This window comes from Enterococcus avium ATCC 14025, assembly GCF_000406965.1.
GTDB classification, from domain to species: Bacteria; Bacillota; Bacilli; order Lactobacillales; family Enterococcaceae; genus Enterococcus_A; species Enterococcus_A avium.
In genome coordinates this window covers 1,293,943-1,313,927 of sequence record NZ_KE136357.1, presented here as the reverse complement: position 1 = coordinate 1,313,927, position 19,985 = coordinate 1,293,943, and the positions used below count along the sequence as shown (strand labels likewise).

General features: G+C 38.4%; 21 protein-coding genes and 1 pseudogene. All 22 read right to left on the bottom strand.

The features are described from left to right. Positions 1–257, bottom strand: a pseudogene (locus OMU_RS23550) (hypothetical protein); the annotation flags it as partial. Further along, positions 257–1,258, bottom strand: a complete 1,002-nt coding sequence (locus OMU_RS06285; protein WP_016179132.1) for a hypothetical protein — start codon at positions 1,256–1,258, stop codon at positions 257–259. The pseudogene OMU_RS23550 and the gene OMU_RS06285, both read right to left, overlap by 1 nt. Before the next feature lie 16 nt (positions 1,259–1,274). Beyond that, complete coding sequence (locus tag OMU_RS06280; protein ID WP_016179131.1) at positions 1,275–2,084, bottom strand: PTS system mannose/fructose/sorbose family transporter subunit IID; 810 nt, start codon at positions 2,082–2,084, stop codon at positions 1,275–1,277. Beyond that, positions 2,074–2,856: a PTS mannose/fructose/sorbose/N-acetylgalactosamine transporter subunit IIC gene (locus tag OMU_RS06275; RefSeq protein ID WP_016179130.1), complete on the bottom strand. Its 783-nt coding sequence runs from the start codon at positions 2,854–2,856 to the stop codon at positions 2,074–2,076. Before OMU_RS06275 ends, OMU_RS06280 begins: the two co-directional genes overlap by 11 nt. 19 nt (positions 2,857–2,875) lie before the next feature. Continuing rightward, the gene (locus OMU_RS06270; protein WP_016179129.1) at positions 2,876–3,349 is read right to left on the bottom strand and encodes a PTS sugar transporter subunit IIB; all 474 of its coding nucleotides are present in this window, start codon (positions 3,347–3,349) and stop codon (positions 2,876–2,878) included. Positions 3,350–3,370: 21 nt separating this feature from the next. Continuing rightward, positions 3,371–3,793 (bottom strand): PTS sugar transporter subunit IIA, encoded by a 423-nt coding sequence (locus OMU_RS06265; RefSeq protein ID WP_016179128.1) that lies wholly within the window; start codon positions 3,791–3,793, stop codon positions 3,371–3,373. A gap of 130 nt (positions 3,794–3,923) precedes the next feature. Next, positions 3,924–4,640, bottom strand: a complete 717-nt coding sequence (locus OMU_RS06260) for a GntR family transcriptional regulator (RefSeq protein WP_016179127.1) — start codon at positions 4,638–4,640, stop codon at positions 3,924–3,926. Between the two features lie 11 nt (positions 4,641–4,651). Then, on the bottom strand, positions 4,652–5,113 hold the full coding sequence (locus tag OMU_RS06255; RefSeq protein ID WP_016179126.1) for a hypothetical protein: 462 nt from the start codon (positions 5,111–5,113) through the stop codon (positions 4,652–4,654). A 206-nt stretch (positions 5,114–5,319) separates the two neighbouring features. Beyond that, positions 5,320–5,955, bottom strand: a complete 636-nt coding sequence (locus tag OMU_RS06250; protein ID WP_016179125.1) for an AAA-type ATPase lid domain-containing protein — start codon at positions 5,953–5,955, stop codon at positions 5,320–5,322. Between the two features lie 179 nt (positions 5,956–6,134). Then, the gene (locus OMU_RS06245) at positions 6,135–7,685 is read right to left on the bottom strand and encodes a hydantoinase/oxoprolinase N-terminal domain-containing protein (protein WP_016179124.1); all 1,551 of its coding nucleotides are present in this window, start codon (positions 7,683–7,685) and stop codon (positions 6,135–6,137) included. Next, a complete protein-coding gene (locus OMU_RS06240) occupies positions 7,678–8,781 on the bottom strand; it encodes an S-methyl thiohydantoin desulfurase family protein (protein ID WP_016179123.1) in 1,104 nt (367 codons plus the stop codon). Before OMU_RS06240 ends, OMU_RS06245 begins: the two co-directional genes overlap by 8 nt. Positions 8,782–8,783: 2 nt before the next feature. Continuing rightward, positions 8,784–10,070 carry a cytosine permease gene (locus tag OMU_RS06235; RefSeq protein ID WP_016179122.1) on the bottom strand — a complete coding sequence of 429 codons (1,287 nt, stop codon included), beginning with the start codon at positions 10,068–10,070 and terminating at the stop codon, positions 8,784–8,786. Positions 10,071–10,250: 180 nt separating this feature from the next. Next, on the bottom strand, positions 10,251–11,825 hold the full coding sequence (locus OMU_RS06230; RefSeq protein WP_016179121.1) for a PucR family transcriptional regulator: 1,575 nt from the start codon (positions 11,823–11,825) through the stop codon (positions 10,251–10,253). A gap of 900 nt (positions 11,826–12,725) precedes the next feature. After that, complete coding sequence (locus tag OMU_RS06225; protein WP_016179120.1) at positions 12,726–13,241, bottom strand: YjbQ family protein; 516 nt, start codon at positions 13,239–13,241, stop codon at positions 12,726–12,728. 3 nt (positions 13,242–13,244) lie between these two features. Next, positions 13,245–13,928, bottom strand: a complete 684-nt coding sequence (locus OMU_RS06220) for a triose-phosphate isomerase (protein ID WP_016179119.1) — start codon at positions 13,926–13,928, stop codon at positions 13,245–13,247. A gap of 4 nt (positions 13,929–13,932) precedes the next feature. Further along, a complete protein-coding gene (locus tag OMU_RS06215; protein WP_016179118.1) occupies positions 13,933–14,769 on the bottom strand; it encodes a class II fructose-bisphosphate aldolase in 837 nt (278 codons plus the stop codon). Positions 14,770–14,829: 60 nt separating this feature from the next. Then, positions 14,830–15,981 (bottom strand): lactaldehyde reductase, encoded by a 1,152-nt coding sequence (gene fucO / locus OMU_RS06210; protein ID WP_016179117.1) that lies wholly within the window; start codon positions 15,979–15,981, stop codon positions 14,830–14,832. A 12-nt stretch (positions 15,982–15,993) separates the two neighbouring features. Next, complete coding sequence (rhaD, locus tag OMU_RS06205) at positions 15,994–16,800, bottom strand: rhamnulose-1-phosphate aldolase (protein WP_034875957.1); 807 nt, start codon at positions 16,798–16,800, stop codon at positions 15,994–15,996. 72 nt (positions 16,801–16,872) lie between these two features. Then, positions 16,873–17,913, bottom strand: a complete 1,041-nt coding sequence (locus OMU_RS06200; RefSeq protein ID WP_016179115.1) for a zinc-binding dehydrogenase — start codon at positions 17,911–17,913, stop codon at positions 16,873–16,875. Between the two features lie 45 nt (positions 17,914–17,958). Further along, positions 17,959–19,230 carry a PTS galactitol transporter subunit IIC gene (locus OMU_RS06195; RefSeq protein ID WP_016179114.1) on the bottom strand — a complete coding sequence of 424 codons (1,272 nt, stop codon included), beginning with the start codon at positions 19,228–19,230 and terminating at the stop codon, positions 17,959–17,961. A 24-nt stretch (positions 19,231–19,254) separates the two neighbouring features. After that, entirely contained in the window at positions 19,255–19,548 is a 294-nt protein-coding gene (locus tag OMU_RS06190; protein WP_016179113.1) for a PTS sugar transporter subunit IIB, read from the bottom strand. 27 nt (positions 19,549–19,575) lie between these two features. Continuing rightward, on the bottom strand, positions 19,576–19,983 hold the full coding sequence (locus OMU_RS06185) for a hypothetical protein (RefSeq protein ID WP_016179112.1): 408 nt from the start codon (positions 19,981–19,983) through the stop codon (positions 19,576–19,578). Between the last annotated feature and the right edge of the window lie 2 nt (positions 19,984–19,985).

Below are 19,985 nucleotides of genomic sequence, written 5' to 3'. Positions count from 1 at the left end.
CCTAACTTCTTCAAATATCTTTCTCTATTTTTTTGTGTCTGAAAACGATCTCCAAATATGCTCCATTCTGGAGTAGTAATATTCACAACAATTGTCTTTGTTGACTCATCTCGATAAAAAAAATTAGGACTTTTTTGAGTTATCGAATCATTTGTAAATACACTACTAAACCATTTAACAAATTTTTTCTTTTTGTTTTGAAAATGGATGATTTGAAAATGAATCGATAGAAATTCAAAGAGGGTATAAACGTCCATTAGTATTCCATTACACGATAATATCGACGAGTTTTTGCTGACTTTCCTGTTTTTTGTTCATAGATACGTAGTAGTAAGTCATAATAATGATTTAGCAACCATGGCTCAATAAATTTGATTAACTCATCAGCAAAATCTTCGATGTTGAAATTTTTCATATCAATTGTATTTGAAGCAGTTGAGTGTTGATCAATAAATTGTTTTACACGAAGATCTTGATTTCGAGTTTCTCTAGAATTCAAAACCACATTTACCTGAAAGTCATCACTTATCAATTCGAAAGGACCATGGAAGAATTCTGATGAATGGATAGCTTGTGCCTGAATCCATTGAATTTCTTCCAAAATGTAATTGCAAAAGCAACACGCTTCACCCCATAATCGCCCAGATGTAACCCACATTTGCATGCGGCTTGGATCTGAAGATTGTACTAAGTTAATAGCGGTTTCCTCATTTCTCGAAATTTCTGAAGCTACCTTTTCTCCTACTAACTCTAACTCCTTTTTGAATTCAGATAAAATGATATCATCATTCTCTGTAAAGCATAGAATGAACCAACCAAAAAGAACTAAATGTACATCTGTATCCACAGAACTAGTACGATAGCTTAAAATATTTAATTTATCTAACTCTGTCTCGTCATCACCAATAAATCCATAAATCATAACTTCAGGAATTTTTTCTTTCGCTTTCTTCAAAACATCAATTAGTTCTTCAGTAGCTCCAGTCTTTGTTCCCACGATCAGCAATGTATTTTCATCAATTTGATCAAAATATAACTCAGACAGTTCTTCTGGGCTGACAATTAAAAATGGAATATCAATTTTTTCAAAAAGCATTGGCCGCATATCAACAAACTTTGTATATGTTCCGCCAGAACCTATTAGGTAAAGTTTTGTAATATTTCTTTGTTGCAAATTTCTAGCAATTTTTTCTACATCATTAAACTGGGTTACAACCTTTTGGTAATCGTTCACAAAATTTTCTGATTTGAAATACATCAATTTACTCTCCTTTTTATACAGATAAAAATCCAAAAATAGCACCTAGAACACTAACAATTAAAATAGCTAGTAAGATATAAATTACTTTAACGTCTTTCTTTAACAGTCTGCAAAACAAGAAAGTAATCAGTAACGGTAATAGTGCAGGCATCATAGAATCTAGTAAGCCTTGAATAGTTTGAGCATCTTTCCCATTGGTTAGTTTTACAGGGATGTTAATGATTACCATTGACGCTACCATACCTCCAATAACGGTATTACCGAGAATATTTATCGCATACGTAATATTTTCCATTAAACCGCTAGACATTTTTTCTATAAATGTGACTCCAGCTTTATATCCCCATAATGTTCCAAAATATCTGACCAATACATTTGGGACATTAAACACTATTAAAAATAGAATAGGACCTAAAATACTACCTTGCTTTGCTAGTGAAATACCTATCCCACTTGCGATAATTCTTAAGCTTCCCCAGAAAATTGAATCACCTATACCTGAAATCGGTCCCATCAAACCAGCTTTCATCGCATTAATCGAACTTTCATCGAATGAAGGATCATTTGCTTTTCTCTCTTCCATTGAAGCAGCTACACCAGCAATAAATGGAGATGTCGCAGAAGTACAATTAAAGAATTCTAAATGTCTTTGCATTGCTGCTTTTTGATCATTAACGTCGGAATAAAGCTTTTGAATTACTCCACTCATTGAGTAAGAGAAGGCTAAACTCATCATACGTTCGTAGTTAAATGAGGCCTCCATCGGCATAGATCTCCAAAAAATTCCCATTAAATCTTTTTTAGTTAAGTTTTTAGAAGTCATCGTATTGCTCCTCTCCACCGTTGTTATTTTGTCCTTTGCTCTTTTCAATGGTATCCAAGATAATATACATAATTCCTGCAAAGATTGCTCCCACAATTGCTGTAGCAATCATATCCAATTGTAGATAAGCTGAACAAACAAATCCCAAGAAGAAAAAGGGTGCAACTTTTTTTGAAAAAGTCATATTAATTAACATTGCAAATCCGACCGCTGGTAAAATATTAGTAGCAATGTTCATACCATCAATAAAAGCTTGTGGAATCAAATCTAAAATCATATCAACAGTACTACTACCGATAACAAATGCAACTGTGGTTACGGTTGTCATCATAATAATTCTGGTAAATGATGCGATTAGATGCATATTTGCTGCTTGTTTAATTTTCCCCTGTTCAACTAATTTATCCGCTTTATGTGTCATCGCTGGAAAAATGATAACGTATAAAATATTTTTGATTGCTAATCCTAAAGCGGCTATTGGTAAAACGAGTGTTAATGCTACATCTACGCCATATCCATTTTTTAGAACAAGTGCTGTTGCTAAAATTCCTCCAATGATTTCATCTGGGGGAACTGTTGCACCTACCCCCATCAAACCTAAGAAAGCTAATTCTAAAGTAGCTCCCATGATCAATCCTTGCGTTACATCACCAAAAAGTAATCCTACAAAAAGACCTGTAACCAAGGGTCTACCAATAAATGAGGCTCCCAAAAAGTCTTGCATATTTGCAATCAAGGCAATTAAAAATATTCCAATCGTTTGTACAACCATAGAACTCATCTCCTTCTTTCTATTTCAAAAGTGATCTAAATTCAACATTCGCATCGTTTGGTGCTTGTTTTACTAAGACTTCTACTCCTGAACCAACTAATTCATTTAATTCCTTAATCTCAGTTTCTGTAACATAAACAGCTTTGGCAATGTTTTCAGTATTCTCTCTCTTAGCAGATAAACCTAAATTGACCTTATTAATCTCTGGGACAGCTTTAGTTAATCTATAAGCATCATGAACATTTTCGACTACGATAAACACACTATATTTATCTGTAACACCACTTTTTATTGCTTTAATTGAATCCTCTATACTTTTAAAAATAAGCTTCGTATCATTCGGTTTTGCTAAGTTTAACGTTTGTTTTCTAAACGAATCATTTACAACATCATCGTTTGCGATCAGTATTGCATTTGCTGATAGGTTCTTTGTCCATGCAAAAGCTACTTGTCCATGTAATAATCTGTAGTCAATTCTTGTCATTTTAATCATCTTTTTTAAAACCTCCTAAGTTTAAAAATCTTCATCTATTTGGGTTCCCAAATTATTTACATCGATTACTTCAGTTCCACTAGCCGAGTTAACGACGATTTCTTCCAATTGTTTTATCACCTCTTCTCTTTTTTCCTTGAATGATACTGATAACAATTCTAATACTAAAGCAAGATTCATTCCTGAAATCAGGAAATATTTCTCTTTTCCAATCATATACTCACTCACTGTACTATTTACGCTACCTCCCTTTAAATCGGTTATGAAAATCACCTCATTTGTTGCGAGACTAGAAACCAATTCTTCTAACTGATCACCTACACTTTTCCCTTCTTCAACATACGCTGCAATTGCATGAAGATTATCTTGTTTTCCCATGATAAACTCAGTGGTTTCCTTCATTCCAACGGATAAGTTGGAATGACTAGCTAAAACTATCTCCATTTTTATCCTCCAGTTTTTATTTTTTTCTATCTTTCTTTATCTTAATAATATGTTGGAAAACGCTTTAAAACAATAAAAAAGAGACCAATTTTCAAAATAGGTCTCTTTTAGGAATCAATTAAGGAACCAATCATCTTGGTATTTCTATAGCTAAGTTAACTTTGTTGGAATCAAAAAATGATTGTGTATATTCAACGAGCTCATTTTGTTCTGTGTAACCTAAGTACTCTATACATAGGACGTACTCACCAGCACGAGCACCAATTTTTTCTAAATTCATATTTTTCTCAACACGCCGAGCGAAGAACCTTTTCTTAAATTTTATTGGTCGTTTATTTTTATATTCCATGTAGTCATAAAGAGAAAATTGACTAAAATCATAACGGTGTGCATCCTTAAATAATCTAAATGGAAAATATGCTTTTTGTATTGACACTGCTTCACTATCAGCCTCTCTTACTCGAATCAACTCAAAGAACTCAAAATAATCACCGAAAATAGTCATCAATTCAGGTGTATCATAGATAATCTTAAAGGATTCAACGAAACTAGAAGAAATCATACCTTTTACTTTTATGCCTTGGCTTAAAGAAATAGGTGCCTCATCTCCAATATCAAACTTATTGGAATTATCTGTACCTAACAAAAAAGTACCCGCTCCCCTTTTTTTTATAAGAACACCCTCAGCAACTAATGAGTTGATTGCTTTTTTTATAGTCATCCTATTGTATCCAAGCAATTCTGATAACTCTCGCTCAGGCATTATTTTTTCACTAGGTTTAATATCTCCATCTTGTATCAAAGAAATTATTTCTTCTCGAGCTTTTTGATATAAAAATTTTCCCATGCAATCACCTACTATTCCTCAAAAATGAATATCTCTGGACTTGAACTTTCTTCTTCATATCTGATTATTTTATTTTCGCGGTTCAATAAGTATTGTTTCTCAACTATTATTTGACCATCACCAATGATATGCAGTATTTCCGCCTCTTCATTCGTTGGCCAAGTTAATGAAAACTCCTTTTTAACTATTTTAACCTGTAGTAAATCATCTACTTCTTTTTCTAGGTTAACACATTCATTTGATTTAATATTTGAGTGGATACACGGAATAAAAGATTTTATAAATGCTATAGGACAATCATCTTTTTTTATTAGAAAACGCCGTTCTATTACCTTTCCTACTTGTATATTATCAAAAAGTACATTGTAAAAATTTTTCTCTTGATGAATAATTTCTTTATGTACCTCTGTATCATATGATGTGTTAGCCCTTTCCAAAGGAGTCTGATATACTCTGACTTTTTTATTAATCATCCGTAATCCCCTATTCCTTTTTGTTTGTAAATATTTTATCATAGCTTAGGTTCAGCATTCCATCACACAAAATAATTAAATATATAAATATTGAAGTCTATACAAAAAAAGACATCTTGGGCTTCATAAGTAGTCATTTAGTGAAACCACTTTCGAAGTCCAGATGTCCAATTGATTAAAAAAAATTAAAACTGAAAACAAAAAGATTAATCATATTTATCTTGATACACTAACTCATCCATGAATTGAGTTACCTGTTGTAACCATTGCTTTTTCAATTCATGTAAAGTCTCCTCACCATTCTCAAAGTGCTCGTGAAACAGTACTATCCGAGAAATAAAACTAGCCAGCTCCTTAGTTCGGCTAGAAACCTGCTTTCTTTCACAGAAACCAGAAAAGATAAGATTTGACCCTTCAAATGTCGACCATTTTTCTTGCTGAGTATTACGAGCATAGATTTTTTGCGGTAAATCTCGTAACTGAATTCTCACTTGAATCTGTTCGTTCCGGGCAATGGCACTATCACAGGCATATTTGATCGTATTCTCAATCTTTCCAATATTTCCCTCATAATACGTCTGCAGTAAAATGTTCATTACTCTTGGCGTAACTTCAATCGGTTTGTTCAGCTTTCGACTTTCTTTACCAAATAAATATTCGATCATCTGGCGTTTCTCCATTATTCCTCGTCCATCCATATTGGGAATATAGATATGGATCGGAATTCTTCTTAAAAATGTTTGCATAAATTCTTGAGGTTTTTCTGTTGTTTCAAAAGCCAAACGTACCTCAGCTTTACGTGGTTTTGTCTCACCAATTCTTGTGAAATTCCCTTTATCCATAAATGTAAATAGTTTTTCTAATTATGCTAAAGTTTTTGATAACCGCTATTAGAATCAAGATTCATAAAAAACGAGTTATTATAGAGTTCTTAATATCTTAAAATTTCAGAGTCATTAAACAAAAACAGAGCCGATTTAGAAAGTTTATTTTCTAAATCAGCTCTATTTTCATTCATAGGTTATTCCATCTTCCCTACAACTTTCACTCGTAGTCGTGTCGCATTTTCTGGATGATAGGCCAGTGGGGTTTCTTCGACTTCAACCAGCTCTATGGTTTCTTCGATAGCTCCCGCCAATTTTGCTTGATGCGCCGCCTTTTCTTTAGCATCATTCATACTATCTTCTCTTGATAGTTTCGAATAAATGTAAATTTGTTCGTATTGCCCGCTTATTTGCGCAATGGATGCTCCGATTGCATTGGCGACGCCGCCATGTGGATTGTGGTAAACGTTTGCTACTCCGGCTAGTTCTTGCGGAATAATGATTGCGCCTCCGCCAACTAATATCAAATCCACATCGCCTGAGCTGGTTTTCATTTTATCAATCGCTTCTTCGGTCATTTGTTTGATCGTTGCATAGGCTTTTTCAGCAAGCTCCAGCGGAACATCTTCAACCAGTGTTTTGTCTCCAATATCAGCAAGACCCAAGCGCACGGCGATGTCAGTGGTGGTTAATTGCTTTCCGCCAAATACCCGTGCTTCTTCAGTGATCTTGTAGCCAACACTATCTGGACCAACAGTAACCTGATCACCTACCTCACGAACGATACTTCCGCCACCAAGACCAATGGAAACGATGTCCGGCATTCTGAAGTTCGTTCGAATCCCCCCAACATCAACCGCTATTGAGGATTCTCGCGGAAATCCATCTGCTAGTACACCTAAATCGGAGGTCGTTCCTCCAACATCCAAGACGATGGCATTTGTAATTCTAGCCAAATAAGAAGCTCCGCGAATACTGTTTGTCGGTCCACAGGCGATGGTTAAAATAGGAAAACGTTTCGCGTATTCAATCGACATTAGTGTGCCATCATTTTGACAGAGATAAATCTCAGCATCATTGATTCCTTCACTTTTCAGTGCGCGTTCAAAACCGCTGCTGGTTAACGCCATGACCTTGTCTAACGCGGCGTTTAAAATCGTGGCATTTTCTCTTTCCAACAGTCCGACAGAACCGATTTGCGAGGAGCAGGATATCGGAATGGATTCGCCCAATATTTCTTTTGCCCATTTTTCTACAAGCAGCTCTTGATCATTTTTTAGCGAAGAAAAGACTCCGACAATCGCTAATGATTCAATTTTTCCCTGCCAATTAGCTAAAACTGTCTTAACTTCGTCTTCATCCATTTCCGACAAAATCTGACCATCATATTCATAGCCGCCGTGCAATAATTCGAATTTTTCTCCGAGACATTCGATCATGTCCTCTGGCCAAGCCGTGAAGGGTTTAACGGAAGCAGTGGCAGGATAGCCTAGACGAATCACGCCGACCTTCGATAGTTTTTTTCGTTCAACGATCGCATTGGTACATTGAGTGGTGCCAAGCATCGCGTGGCTAATACTGCCTGCTTCAATCTGAGATTCAGCCATGACCTTATGCAAAGCCGACTCGATCCCTGTTTGAATATCCCCGCTTGTAGGAACCTTGACACCATGAACAAGCTCCAAATTTTCATTAATGATCACAGCATCCGTATTGGTCCCGCCTACGTCAATTCCAATTCTATACATGCTTATGCCCCCCTTTTATCGCTAACTCCTTCAACGGAATATAATCTAAATCGTAGCCAAAATAGCGCGGCCCAACAGTGTTGATGCCTTCTTTGGTTTGCCATTTTTCATGACAAGGTAAGGCTAAAACACGGATTCTTTTCCCGTATTTTAACGCCTCGGTGGTTACGGGCATCAAGGTTTCTAAATCAACCATACAGATCAGATCGGGCGTCATGGTGATGACACTGCCATCTTTTTCAGCGATCAGGTTTTCATTTTGGAAATAGATCTTCATAGTCGATTCTGCATCCTGATTCAAGCCTTCCAGAGTCGCTTCCCCGAAGTTAAAGCCGCCTTCTACTTTACGGATGACATCCATCATTTTTCCTTGGAACAGCTCTAGACCATCGATTAATTTAAGCAATTTTTCTAATTTGGTTGCCTCTTCTAAATCGTTGCTGCGGATTACTTCCCCGATTTTCTCTGAAAAAGTCACGATGCCGTGAATACCATGATCTTTTAATTGACGACCGGTAGCTGGGTAAATGCTGATCAATGAACTGGCTCCCATCTCCACTGTTTGTACTCTGGCCAATCGTTCTGTCCATTTGTTGCTGATTGTTTCTGAAATGCCGATATTCCCTTTTTCATCTGTGATGGCCATCGGTGTTGAGGAGACTCCGCCTAGATTAAAGGTCGTCATCTGAAGCTCTGGAAATGCCCGACCCATTCCATCACAATCGACAATCGGAATCCCTTGAGAAGCGGCTACCACAATAGGAATCATGGAATTCACACCGCCTGCCTCCATTGGAAATGTTCCTGCGATTTCTTCGATTCCTAAATAGCGGCTCAGCTTCTGGAAAACCCGAAGAAACTCGTCGCCTTTTGGAAATTTCTCGATCAATACTGAAGGAGCACCCATCATGGCTGAAGGAATAAAGAAGTCGTCATCCTGAACTTCATCTGGAGAAATCAAACGTACCGGACCGTGTTCCTTGATCGCTGATAGGGCCATCATTTTACCAATATAGGGATCTCCGCCTCCTCCTGTTCCTAAGAACGCTGCTCCAACAGCAATATTTTCAATTGCTTCTTCATCTAAATAACGCATTGCTATTCCTCCATTTCCTTTGTATGCATGGTTCCTTTATTTTCTTCTTTGACAAAAAGCTTGTTCCCAACTAGGTAGCAGCCAAAGGATAAGATGATTCCAATCAATGGCTGATTAGGAAATTGCGGCAGCGATGGGAAAAAGCCTAGCACTACAGGAATTACTGCAATAACTGCACCGATTAACCAAGAAATGATTCCCAGCCAATTGACTCCTGAAACGGGTGCCCAATTTGAGGGTTCGCCTTTTTGGACGACCCAGTAAGAGGCGATCATTACTCCAGCAACTGCTGGAACCATCGCTGATAAGATGGACATAATAGGGACAAAATAATTTAAAATCCCCACAACTGCTAGTAAGGTTCCGATACCACCAGCAATTGCTACAGCGATTTTTTCTTTTTCTTTTGAAATACCAAACACATTAATAATGGCTAACCCGCCCGAAAACGCGTTAATGACGTTTGTTTTCCAAGTAGCCAAGATTAGTGCAATCCCTCCGATCAGCGGTGAGCCAATGTTCATGAACACACTGCTAATATCAGAGGTTTTATTGACGATAGCCAAAATTGCTCCTACAGCAATCATCAATACGCCTGCCGGAATAATCCCAGCACTTGCGGCCTTTACAACATCTGAACGCTTTTCTGAAAACTGCGAATAGTCGCCGGCAATGACTGCTCCTAAGGCAAATGAACCGATCGTTACCGCCAAGCCGTCAAAAAATGAAAGCTGACTCGTCGGCTGATACGCCTGCAAAAGTTGGTTGCCTTGCCCAGAGGAAAGAGCCTCGAATAGGCCATATAGACACACGATGACAAGATATGGAACCGCAATGTAGTTGATCAGACGAATCAAACGAATCCCATAAATTGCTGTAACAAGCATAATGATTCCCCATATTATTGAAGAGACTGGGACTGAAATATGAATATCGTATAGACCTAAAAGATTCGCAAAGGCTGCTCCTGCGACATTTGTTTGGATACCAAACCATCCTAAGCAAGCAATCGCTAAAATAATGGAAATGATTCGTTGCGATCCGACCTCGCCAAAAACCTGTTTTGCAATTTGAACAGTTGGTTTATGCAGATCCACGCTTTGCGTTCCCTGAAGAATCATAATGACTACTGTAATCGCATATCCGATCAGCCCAACCAACAACGCTTTTCCCAAACTCATTCCCGATACTAAGGTACTGCCAATTAATAAACTCGGGACACAGACCATCGAACCGCCCCAAATAAATGCTAAGCTGTACCAGGATTGTGTTTTATTTTTATCTTTCATATCGTTCCCCCCTTGTATAAATCCCGATTATACGTGAGGCAAAAGCAGATGTCTTTTTCTAAATGAAAAATAAATGAGAATATTTTTTGTTTTTTTACAATGCAAATAAGACTGCCTGCACTATCCAGCAGAGATTGGATAGTGCAGGCAGCCAAGCAGAATTCTTGTGAAGTTCTTCGATTAAATGGTATTCGAACGACGAACGATTCGATGAACCAGACAAGTAATTGAATATTCATAGCTATCAGAGATTCTCGTCACGTCGCAGCCCAAAAGCTCATTGATTCGCTTAATTCTGTATTTCACTGTATTTTTATGGATAAATAAATATTCCCCGCATTTTTGATAATCGGCATCAGCATCCAGCAGAAACGTACATAAAGTGTGCATTTGCTCGGTATTCTCAATAATTGGTTGGATGTTCCTCAATACCTCATCGACTTTTACTTCTCCAGAACGTACGCACTCGATTGCTTGCTGAACTTGGCGCACTTCGCTGATTGTAAAATGCTTTTTACCGATAAACAGGGTCGAAAGTTCTTCCTTTAAGCTGTTGATCAATTGATAATTTTTTCGAACGTCTGTCGTGTTTCTCAAACGGGGACAAACCGCCAGACTCTCAATTTCCATCACAAACTGACTGCTGCCTAAAAAGTTTTCACTCAGAGCTACCTCCTGCTCGTTGTATCGATAATTTCCTAGCAAAACAATTAATTGGTCCTCCACTAGCTGGACGATACTTGTGTGATAATACTTAGTCACGTAGTCAAGAACCTCCGCTTTTATCTCCTTTTCTTTTTCAGGTCCCTTCAGTTGAAATAGCCACATTAAATTGATGCTCTTGACATCAATGGACAGTTTGTTGGCCAAGCGATACATTTTCTCGCTTTCATCATTCAAGATGGCTTTGACCAGTCCATGCTCACTCACTTCGCCATGCTTTTTCCCCCACAGATTTAATGCGACTTGAATCAGCTCCACCGACTGCTCGCATTCAGATGGCGTTAGAGGTTCATGCTCCTTGACTAAATATACGTTCAATACGCCATTATCCTTATGAAAGATTTCTCTAGAAAATACCCAACAATTCTCTTTTTTTATTGGCGCATTAGCATTTCGATCAGCACTCAATAAAAAGTTTGCCAACTTTAGTTTTGAATTTCTCGGCCATCTTATTTGATTGATTATTTCTCCTTCATCATCCGTCAAAATAATGTTGGCCCGCAGCAAGTCCGAAAGAGATTTTAAACTCATTTCAACATTTCTAAGGTGCTCTGGTAAGGAAGACGTTTTCTCTAACACTTCATTTACGATATTTTCCGTTGATTTTTGCTTGAGCAGTTCGGTCATCACTTCGACTATTACTTCGTTGTATCTCAACGAATAATCATTCTCAGGCATTTTTATGATGACAAAGCCTAGCTCCTCGGCCACATCGATAACCTCTTGCGCCAAGTCATCTAAAACAATGCCGACATAATACAGGATAATACCGAGCTCTCCTAGTCCATGCAGCCGGCGAATTGCTTCACATTGCTTTTCAACATCGTCCTTGATTGTAAAAAAGGAACCAATGACTAGTTCCCCTGCGTAATACTCATCTGGCAGACCAATTTTTTCATTGAAAAACGACATGTCAGATACTTCCAGAAAGGATAAAGAAGTCACGGTATTATTCAGATTCGTCGCGCCACTCACTACTTTCGCTTCTTTCAATGAAGGAAGCTTTAACAATTCTTCTAATTTTACACCCATATAATTCCCCTCTTATCCTTTCTTACTTTTTTGGTGGCTGGGGAGGTGATTGCGATCAATTTGATAGTTCAAGTCCTCTATTTTAAGAGAACAGCTTCGTATGATCTCCTCTCGACATGTAGAATCAGTTACCGCTCATTCAGCGAACCCAGCCAATAGAATTATTCTGATTATATCAATTCAAGAATTCACTTGCTACACCCAGCTTTATTATGGTCAAAGTTAATTCAGAAATTGAAGCGAAAAATTCGAGCGTAAATCCCATTACTTCAGAAACAAGAAGTTTTATCCCACAGATTGATCATGAACAGATTCATAGCGATCCGCCAAAATGTCGATTAATTTCAAGTGAATACGATTTATACTTATGAGAGAATGGAGAAGCATTTTATCTACTGATAAGGTGGATCGTAACTTACCACCAGGGAAATATTCATTATTCATGCTAGAATGATTTTTCGAAATTTGAAGATTTCGAGTGCTAGAAACACGAAAGCCCTACTCGGCCAGGAGTAGGGCATTTTTTATCACCAGATGCGACAGCTGGCGCGTGGTCAGGTAGACAGTTGTATTCAGTTGTCGCCTCGATCATCTAACCAATGATCGTCCAGTTACAATATATCGGTATCACCCAAGAAGATAGAATACAGCTGTACGAAGTTTGGATTTATGAAGAAAATTTGAGTAACCCATAATTTCCATGTTTTATATTTTGGCTTGTGCTAAGATTCTTTTATAAGATATTGATGACGGATTGGAATCCAAACGAAAGTGGTGAGTACCATACTATAAATAAAGAAGCAGCTGATTTAAAGTCTCCTCGCAAATAAAAGAATTTCCGATTGATTAATTCATTAGCATCACTTTTATTGATTACGATAAGTTTATTGCCTTTGCCTATTATTCACCCAGCACTTGGATTCGACATACACGTTTTCGAATGCGGTTTTGATCGAAATCAATAAAGTAAATTGAGCCAACAACACCAATAGCCAATAAACCGTCATTTAATGCAAACGTCTCGCTTGCTCCAAACATAGAGGCACGAATATGAGCATCTCCATTCAATAATACTGCTGGATCTGAAGGATGATCTGAATGGGACAAGCTGAATAGAAAATCCTTATGCGCCGGACCAGGATAACGATAATTTGTATTTTCAGATAGCTCTCTAGGTATCAGACGATCTAAAAATGCATTCATATCGACCTGAAGATAGTCATCCCCATTAAAATCAAGATCATGCATAAACTCTTCAAAGATAACAGAGCAGGTTGTGTGCTGTGACTGAACTAAGCATAAGCCGTTTTTCACTCCTGTTTCTTCAACAAATGCTTTTACCTGTTCGGTAATATTATGATACGTCACGCGACGTCCATTGGATTCTAAAATAAGCTCTTTTGTTAAAACTTTCATTTATTAGCTCTCCTTATATTTTGCGACATATTGTATCAATTCTGTCAACGCCTCTTTAGGAGAGTCGGAACAAACGATTCCACTCGTCCCTCCGGTTCCATCCGCTCCAGAATCAAGTGCCTTCTTTACATCCGCTGCGGTGCTTATTCCAGCTGCCTGTAGCACTTTGGTTTTTCGAGAAATTTCTTTGATAGCTAGATTGCATTCTTTCATGTAGCTAGAATCACTTGTTTTCCCTGTACCAATCAAATCAGTGGGCTCACAAACGATGATTGAGGGTTCAAGTAAGGCCACTGCTTTTCCTTCAGTCACTGAGTTTGCACAAACAATCGTGTATAGCTCTGATTCTTTGGCTCTTCTTACTGCTTGTTCCAATTCATGATACGTCATAGGATGTTCTGCATGATTTAAGAAGGTCGCTTTGAAACCGGCTGAAATTAATGACTCGGGAAAAATACGTCCCATACCTTTTCCTCTGGAAATACCATCCATGTGCTGAGCGGTAACAATTAAATTCTCAGTATTTCTTATAATTGGGTAAGCTTCAGTAAATGGAACTGTAAAGAATACCGTCAATTGATAACGTTTTGAAAGCTCATCCGCTGCTTTTGCTAATTCCAGCAGCTCTGATCCAAATAAGTATCCCTTTGGATTCACACAAAAAAATGGTGCTTGAATTTTCTTCATATTCTTATCTCCAAGTTTTAGTAGCAAGCAGGTGATAATATTCTTCCAGTACCGCTTTCATTCCCCGACTCCGAAGATTTTCTAATTCAAAAAGCTCCGTTGGTCGTCCATTATTGATGGCTTTCATTCCGCCCTCGACTATATCTGTGAATATATTGATCTTAGCTATGCCTTCTGTGGCACAACGATGCAAATTTTCTTCTCCCGATGAGGAGCCGCCATGTAATACTAATGGGATAGCAGTTTTTGAAAAAATATCATGTAATGTGTTAAAGCTGATCTTAGGCTTTCCTTTATAAATACCGTGAGCTGTTCCGATAGAAATCGCTAAGGAATCAACATCGGTCATTTCAATAAATTTTTCCACTTCAGAAGCCTTTGTATAGATGGAATCCGAATGCTCATGATCCTCATAATTATCTCCAGCACCTACATGCCCCAGCTCTGCCTCCACAGCCACTTCTCTTGGACGGGCAAACGCTACAATAGCTTTGGTTTTCATAATATTCTCCTCGATTTTCTCTTGAGAAGCGTCAATCATAACTGATGTAAATCCTAAATCTATCGCCTGCTTTATTATCGTCTCGTCTGTTCCATGATCTAAATGCAGCGCTACTGGGACACTTGCCTTTTTAGCTAAGTAGCGACCTATCATTGCGGCATCTTCCAAGTCAAATTGATCCATATGTGCTTGTGCAAAAGCCAAAATCAATGGTTTATTAAGAGCTTCGGCAACTTCTAGATAAGCTGAAGCAGAACGTAAATCAAAGAAATTTGGCGCAGGTACCGCATATCCTTCCCTTCTTGCTCGTTGTAGCATTTCCTTTGTAGAAACTAACAATTGATTCGTCTCCTTTTATAAATAGCAATCTTTTCAAGTGACTTCAAATAAGGCATTCTTCTACATTAGCGTTTGATATAACTCGATAATCTCTTCAATCGAGGCATCGCGAGGATTACCGGGACTGCAAACATCGTTGAAGGCATCTTCGGCGATTTTTGATAAATCTGCTTCTTTTACCCCAAGCTCTGAGATTGTACTAGGAATTCCGACTGCCTTGCTAAGCTGATCAATTGCATCACATGCCGCGTTGCGAACCTTTGTCAAATCCATTTTCTCAGCGTCCGAAACTCCTAAAGCTATCGCAATATCACGGTATTTTTCTCCAGTGAAATCTTTATTGAAACGCATAACCGTTGGTAGCAATGAAGCACACGCAACACCATGAGGAATGTTGTACCAAGCAGACAATGGATGAGCCATTCCATGCACTAAACCTAAGCCGACATTTGAGAATCCCATTCCAGCGATATATTGAGCAAGAGCCATTTTTTCTCGACCAATTTGATCTCCTGCAACAGAATCCGGCAAGAAACGACCAATGAGTTCAATAGCTTTGATATGCAGCATGTCCGTCATTTCCCATGCTCCTTTAGTTATATAGCCTTCAATCGCGTGAGTCATGGCATCCATTCCTGTTGCGGCGCATAAAGCTTTTGGCATTCCCATCATCATATCGCTGTCTACAAAAGCTACGACCGGAATATCATGGGGGTCAACGCAGACAAATTTACGTTGGTTTTCTTTATCCGTGATTACATAATTTATCGTTACTTCTGCAGCAGTTCCTGATGTGGTTGGGACTGCAAAAATTGGCAAACTAGGATTTTTCGTATCGGCCACGCCTTCCAAACTCACAACATCAGAAAACTCCGGGTTTGTCATAATGATTCCAATTGCCTTTGCCGTGTCGATTGGTGAACCGCCGCCGATAGCTATCATACATTCAGCATTTGATTTCTTAACAAAATCTACCCCATCCTTCACATTTTCAATGGTAGGATTTGGAACGATACCGTCATAAGTGTCATAATGTACACTTGCTTCATCTAACAGATCCATTACCTTAGTTGCAACACCGTGATCAATCAGAGTTTTATCTGTGACGACCACAATTTTTTGATAGTTCCGCTTATTCAATTCTTCAGTTATATGCTGGATTGCGCCTTTTCCAAAATAAGATGTTTCATTCAAAATAATTCGATTGGCCATGTTTTCTCCTCCTTACATTTCAAAAAAGTCTTTGTTTGGGGTTACACCAAATTGCTTAGCCAGCGCCTTGAAATTTTCATCTGTAATCATTTGCTTCATGCCGCCTTGAGCTTGAACATAGGTATAAACCTCTGCTGCTTTTTCTGCTGTCTCAATTAACCCAAATGTTTCATCAATTGTTCTTCCGGCACCGTATACGCCATGGAAGGACCATAACACTAAACGGAAGTCCTTCATCGCTTTTGCAGTTGCTTCCCCAATCTCATTTGATCCAGGAACTAACCAAGGCAAGACTTTGATTCCTTCAGGAAAAACAACGAGGCACTCGGTACACATTTCCCATAACGTCCGAGTAATCGCTTTAGAAGTTATCTCATGTGAGAATGTCATCGCAAGCAAATGTGTCGCATGACAATGCATGATTACTCGATTCTCAGGATCAACTGCTAGTCGAGCAATATGGCTCATAAAATGAGCTGGTAATTCGCTCGTTGGCAATCCTCCATCACTATATCCCCATAAAAGATCCACACTATGAGCATCTTCAGCTACCCGTAAGATCCCTAAATTGTTCTCAGGATCAGATTGAACATTTTTGAAATATTTCCCTGAACCAGTAACCAAGAAATATTTCCCAACTAATTCTTTTCCATCAAAGCTCATCGGAATATTTCTAATTACCTTTGTTGTATCGATATATTTTTGAACTTCTGCTTCATCTACTAGATAGGTGATATTCCCACCATTTCTTTCATCCCATCCTAAACGATAAAGATTCGATGTTACCTCAATCATTTCTTGAATAGGTCTAAATTGCATGATATTTTCCAAAGCTGTTTCCTCCAATTGAACTTTTTTATACTTATTGATTCAACGTGTAGTGACCTTTGCTTAATTCATCCAAGGCTTAATCAATACTTTGTTTGCCTTTCCGCTCTTCATTAGCTGGATTGCATCATACAGATTGTCTAAAGGCATGATCTCCGAGATATATCGTGTAGCATCAATTCTTCCGGAAATGATCGTTTCAAAGGCTTCTTTTACTTGGATCGTATTTGACCCGTAATGACCATAAACCCAGATACTATTGTAATGAAGAAAGTTTGTGTCGATAGGTGTCAGCTCACCCTTTGGAACACCTCCAAAAAAGACTAACGTTCCATTTGGCCGCACCATATAAACTGCTTGCGTCTGTGCTTTAGTAGAAGGATTAGCTGAAATAACGACATGTGCTCCTTGTCCGTTAGTAAGCTTCTTCACTTCCTCAACCGCATCAACCTTTAAACTATTGATCGTATGGTCCACGCCAAATTCTTTGGATTCTGTTAAACGTTGATCGTTAATTTCAACCATGATAACTTTATTTGCTCCGCGAATTTTAGCAAGCTCTGCTTGGAGACATCCAATTGGTCCTGCGCCCACAATTACAATTGTCTGACCAATTTGAACATTCACATTGTCCAAACAAGCGTAGACAGAAGAAAGTGGTTCGGCCATGACCGCTGTCTCAAAGGGAACATCATCTGGAATTTTATAAATGTTTGGCCCCTTTACGCCCCATGATGGAACAGCCATGTATTGTGCAAACCCGCCTTGAATTCTGTCATAGGCCTTCAGATTCTTACAGCTGTGACTGTTACCCGCTCGACAATATTCACACTCTAAGCAAGGAACTGCTGGATAGACGTACAATCTGTCGCCAACGGCAAATTTGGTACATTTCTCCCCCACTTCAGCAACTGTTCCAACCACTTCATGACCATAAATATGTGGATAGTCCCCTTTTCTTGAGTCCGTTGTCAAATTGCGAATATCAGAACCACAGAGTCCAATGACTTCTACTTTAAGTAATAATCCTTCCGCATCGTATTCGGGTTTCTCAATATCCTCAATTCGAATATCATTTGCTCCATACATAAGTGCTGCTTTCATATAAAATTCCTCCAATTAAACTAAGTTTTTATTAGACAAGGATGCTTAGAAAATACCACCGATTGCCTTGAATAATGCATAAATAATCCATGTATACCATTGCGAACCTACTGCCAATGAAGTGACCATCTCAGTATCTGCAGGCAATTGATAGCCTACCTGAGCTGCAAGTTGGGTAACGATCGGAGCAGCATATGTGGCGCAGTATAAGATAATTGCTGTGAAAATCACTCCTGTAATCAGTCCTCGGAACAAATTACCTTTTGAAGGTACAATGGCGAATATCATAAAATATGGTAACGCTGTCAAATCTGCTAAAGGCAAGACCTTGTTTCCTGGTAAAATGAATGCCAAAATAAGGGCAACAGGAATCATCAATAGTCCAGTCGTCAAAACGTATGGGTGACCAATCCCCAATGCTGAATCCAATCCAATATATAATTCGCGGCCTTCAAATCTTTTTTGCATCCATTCTTGTGCTGATTCAGAAATCAAGGTTAAGCCATCCATCAATAAGGCCACCATTCGCGGCATCAAGACTAAGCTTGCAGCGATCGTCACCGCTGTTTGTAAAATTTGATCTAACGGCATTCTTGCTGCAGCAGCTAAGATACCGCCTACAAACAAGCCAATCAGCATGGGTTCGCCAAAAATCCCTAACTTGCTTTGAACCTTTTCTGGTGTCCATGAAATATTCTTTACCCCAGGGATTCGATCAAACAACCAGTTTAATGGGTACCCAATTAATGCCCAACCACTAGATTGAATCTGAGGGAATGAGATTCCCTCCAGCCCTAATACCTCATCTAAATCATTTTGAGTCCAGTCAGCAATTTTAAAGACAATAGCCATATTGATCACAGCACTAAGCAAAGCAAGAATCATACTCTTAGTTGTTAAATAAAGGGCACCTGCAATCATCATTGAATGCCAAAAGTTCCAAATATCTACATCCATTGTCTTGGTCCAATTCAATAAGATCATTACAACATTTGTGGCAATAACTGTAATAAAAACAAAGGGAACAATCTGCGTACCCCAAGCTAGAGACGAACCTACACCCCAGCCAATATCAGTAGCTACAAGGTGGAAGTTGTAGTTTTCGACCAACGCCTTCGTCACAGGACTGATAGCCGTTGTCATCAGTGTAGCAATGACATTTAACCCGACAAACCCTACCCCAACTGTTAAGCCTGATTTAAAAGACGCGGAAAATTTATTACCAAAGATTAACCCAAGTACTGTAATGATGAGCGGCATCATCACACTAACTCCTAAGTTGACGATGTATTGAAAAAAATCAAAAATAGCATTCATCTTTTTTCCTCCTTTTTAGATAGATTATTGTTTCAAAATAGAAATAATTTGATCGATCGTTTCTTGTTTTTTTATCCCTGTTAAAAATGCGCGGCCCATAACTACCGGAACACCTTTTACATCGGTTGGTATTTGTGCAGAACTAACAATTAAGTCAGGTTTTAAGGTTGCAACTTTTGATGAGATTTGTTGAACCGTACACTGTTCCAAGGTGTAAGGGATTTTGTTTGCTTCAACGGCTTCTTTCACTTTTTTTGAGATAACAGTTGATGTCGCAATCCCTGATCCGCAGCATACGTAGATTCTTTTTCTTTCCATAGTAAATTCCTCCAAGTTTGTTTATCGTTATAGTTTTTCAGCAATTAATATAAAGCAATCCTTTTCATTCAGCTTTTTTCTATCAGAATTGTAAAATAGCTTTTGTTCAGTACCAGTCATCTTTGCCGCTGGTTTTACCCAAAATTCATTGTGTGTTGGAACTAAAATATACTGCGGCAATTTTTTGCGATATCCTAACCAGCCTTCATATAACTCTTCCATTGAAAGATTTTTCTTCTCAGTGTTTTTCAGATAGCTGTAAATTTTTTGCGGCAAATAGCGCGACCAGATCAGTTTGGCGTACAAAATGATTCCTCCGTAAAGTAAAAACATGGTAAGGAAGAGCCACTGGTTATTTTGGATCACATCTACGATTGATCTACCAAGAGAACCAAGATTGAAGTATAAAACACGATCAAGAATGGGTGCTAACATTT

Bases quoted from the DNA above. Each gene is read 5' to 3' on its own strand.
- OMU_RS06250 (WP_016179125.1), bottom strand. From the start codon at position 5,955: ATGGATAAAGGGAATTTCACAAGAATTGGTGAGACAAAACCACGTAAA.
- OMU_RS06225 (WP_016179120.1), bottom strand. From the start codon at position 13,241: ATGAAAGTTTTAACAAAAGAGCTTATTTTAGAATCCAATGGACGTCGC.
- rhaD (WP_034875957.1), bottom strand. From the start codon at position 16,800: ATGCAATTTAGACCTATTCAAGAAATGATTGAGGTAACATCGAATCTT.
- OMU_RS06185 (WP_016179112.1), bottom strand. From the start codon at position 19,983: ATGTTAGCACCCATTCTTGATCGTGTTTTATACTTCAATCTTGGTTCT.
- OMU_RS06230 (WP_016179121.1), bottom strand. From the start codon at position 11,825: ATGGGTGTAAAATTAGAAGAATTGTTAAAGCTTCCTTCATTGAAAGAA.
- OMU_RS06235 (WP_016179122.1), bottom strand. From the start codon at position 10,070: ATGAAAGATAAAAATAAAACACAATCCTGGTACAGCTTAGCATTTATT.
- OMU_RS06255 (WP_016179126.1), bottom strand. From the start codon at position 5,113: ATGATTAATAAAAAAGTCAGAGTATATCAGACTCCTTTGGAAAGGGCT.
- OMU_RS06245 (WP_016179124.1), bottom strand. From the start codon at position 7,685: ATGTATAGAATTGGAATTGACGTAGGCGGGACCAATACGGATGCTGTG.
- OMU_RS06270 (WP_016179129.1), bottom strand. From the start codon at position 3,349: ATGATTAAAATGACAAGAATTGACTACAGATTATTACATGGACAAGTA.
- OMU_RS06200 (WP_016179115.1), bottom strand. From the start codon at position 17,913: ATGAAAGCAGCACTTATGTATGGAGCAAATGATATTCGAATTGAGGAT.
- OMU_RS06260 (WP_016179127.1), bottom strand. From the start codon at position 4,640: ATGGGAAAATTTTTATATCAAAAAGCTCGAGAAGAAATAATTTCTTTG.
- fucO (WP_016179117.1), bottom strand. From the start codon at position 15,981: ATGGCCAATCGAATTATTTTGAATGAAACATCTTATTTTGGAAAAGGC.
- OMU_RS06275 (WP_016179130.1), bottom strand. From the start codon at position 2,856: ATGGTTGTACAAACGATTGGAATATTTTTAATTGCCTTGATTGCAAAT.
- OMU_RS06240 (WP_016179123.1), bottom strand. From the start codon at position 8,781: ATGCGTTATTTAGATGAAGAAGCAATTGAAAATATTGCTGTTGGAGCA.
- OMU_RS06195 (WP_016179114.1), bottom strand. From the start codon at position 19,230: ATGAATGCTATTTTTGATTTTTTTCAATACATCGTCAACTTAGGAGTT.
- OMU_RS06265 (WP_016179128.1), bottom strand. From the start codon at position 3,793: ATGGAGATAGTTTTAGCTAGTCATTCCAACTTATCCGTTGGAATGAAG.
- OMU_RS06280 (WP_016179131.1), bottom strand. From the start codon at position 2,084: ATGACTTCTAAAAACTTAACTAAAAAAGATTTAATGGGAATTTTTTGG.
- OMU_RS06220 (WP_016179119.1), bottom strand. From the start codon at position 13,928: ATGAAGAAAATTCAAGCACCATTTTTTTGTGTGAATCCAAAGGGATAC.
- OMU_RS06285 (WP_016179132.1), bottom strand. From the start codon at position 1,258: ATGTATTTCAAATCAGAAAATTTTGTGAACGATTACCAAAAGGTTGTA.
- OMU_RS06190 (WP_016179113.1), bottom strand. From the start codon at position 19,548: ATGGAAAGAAAAAGAATCTACGTATGCTGCGGATCAGGGATTGCGACA.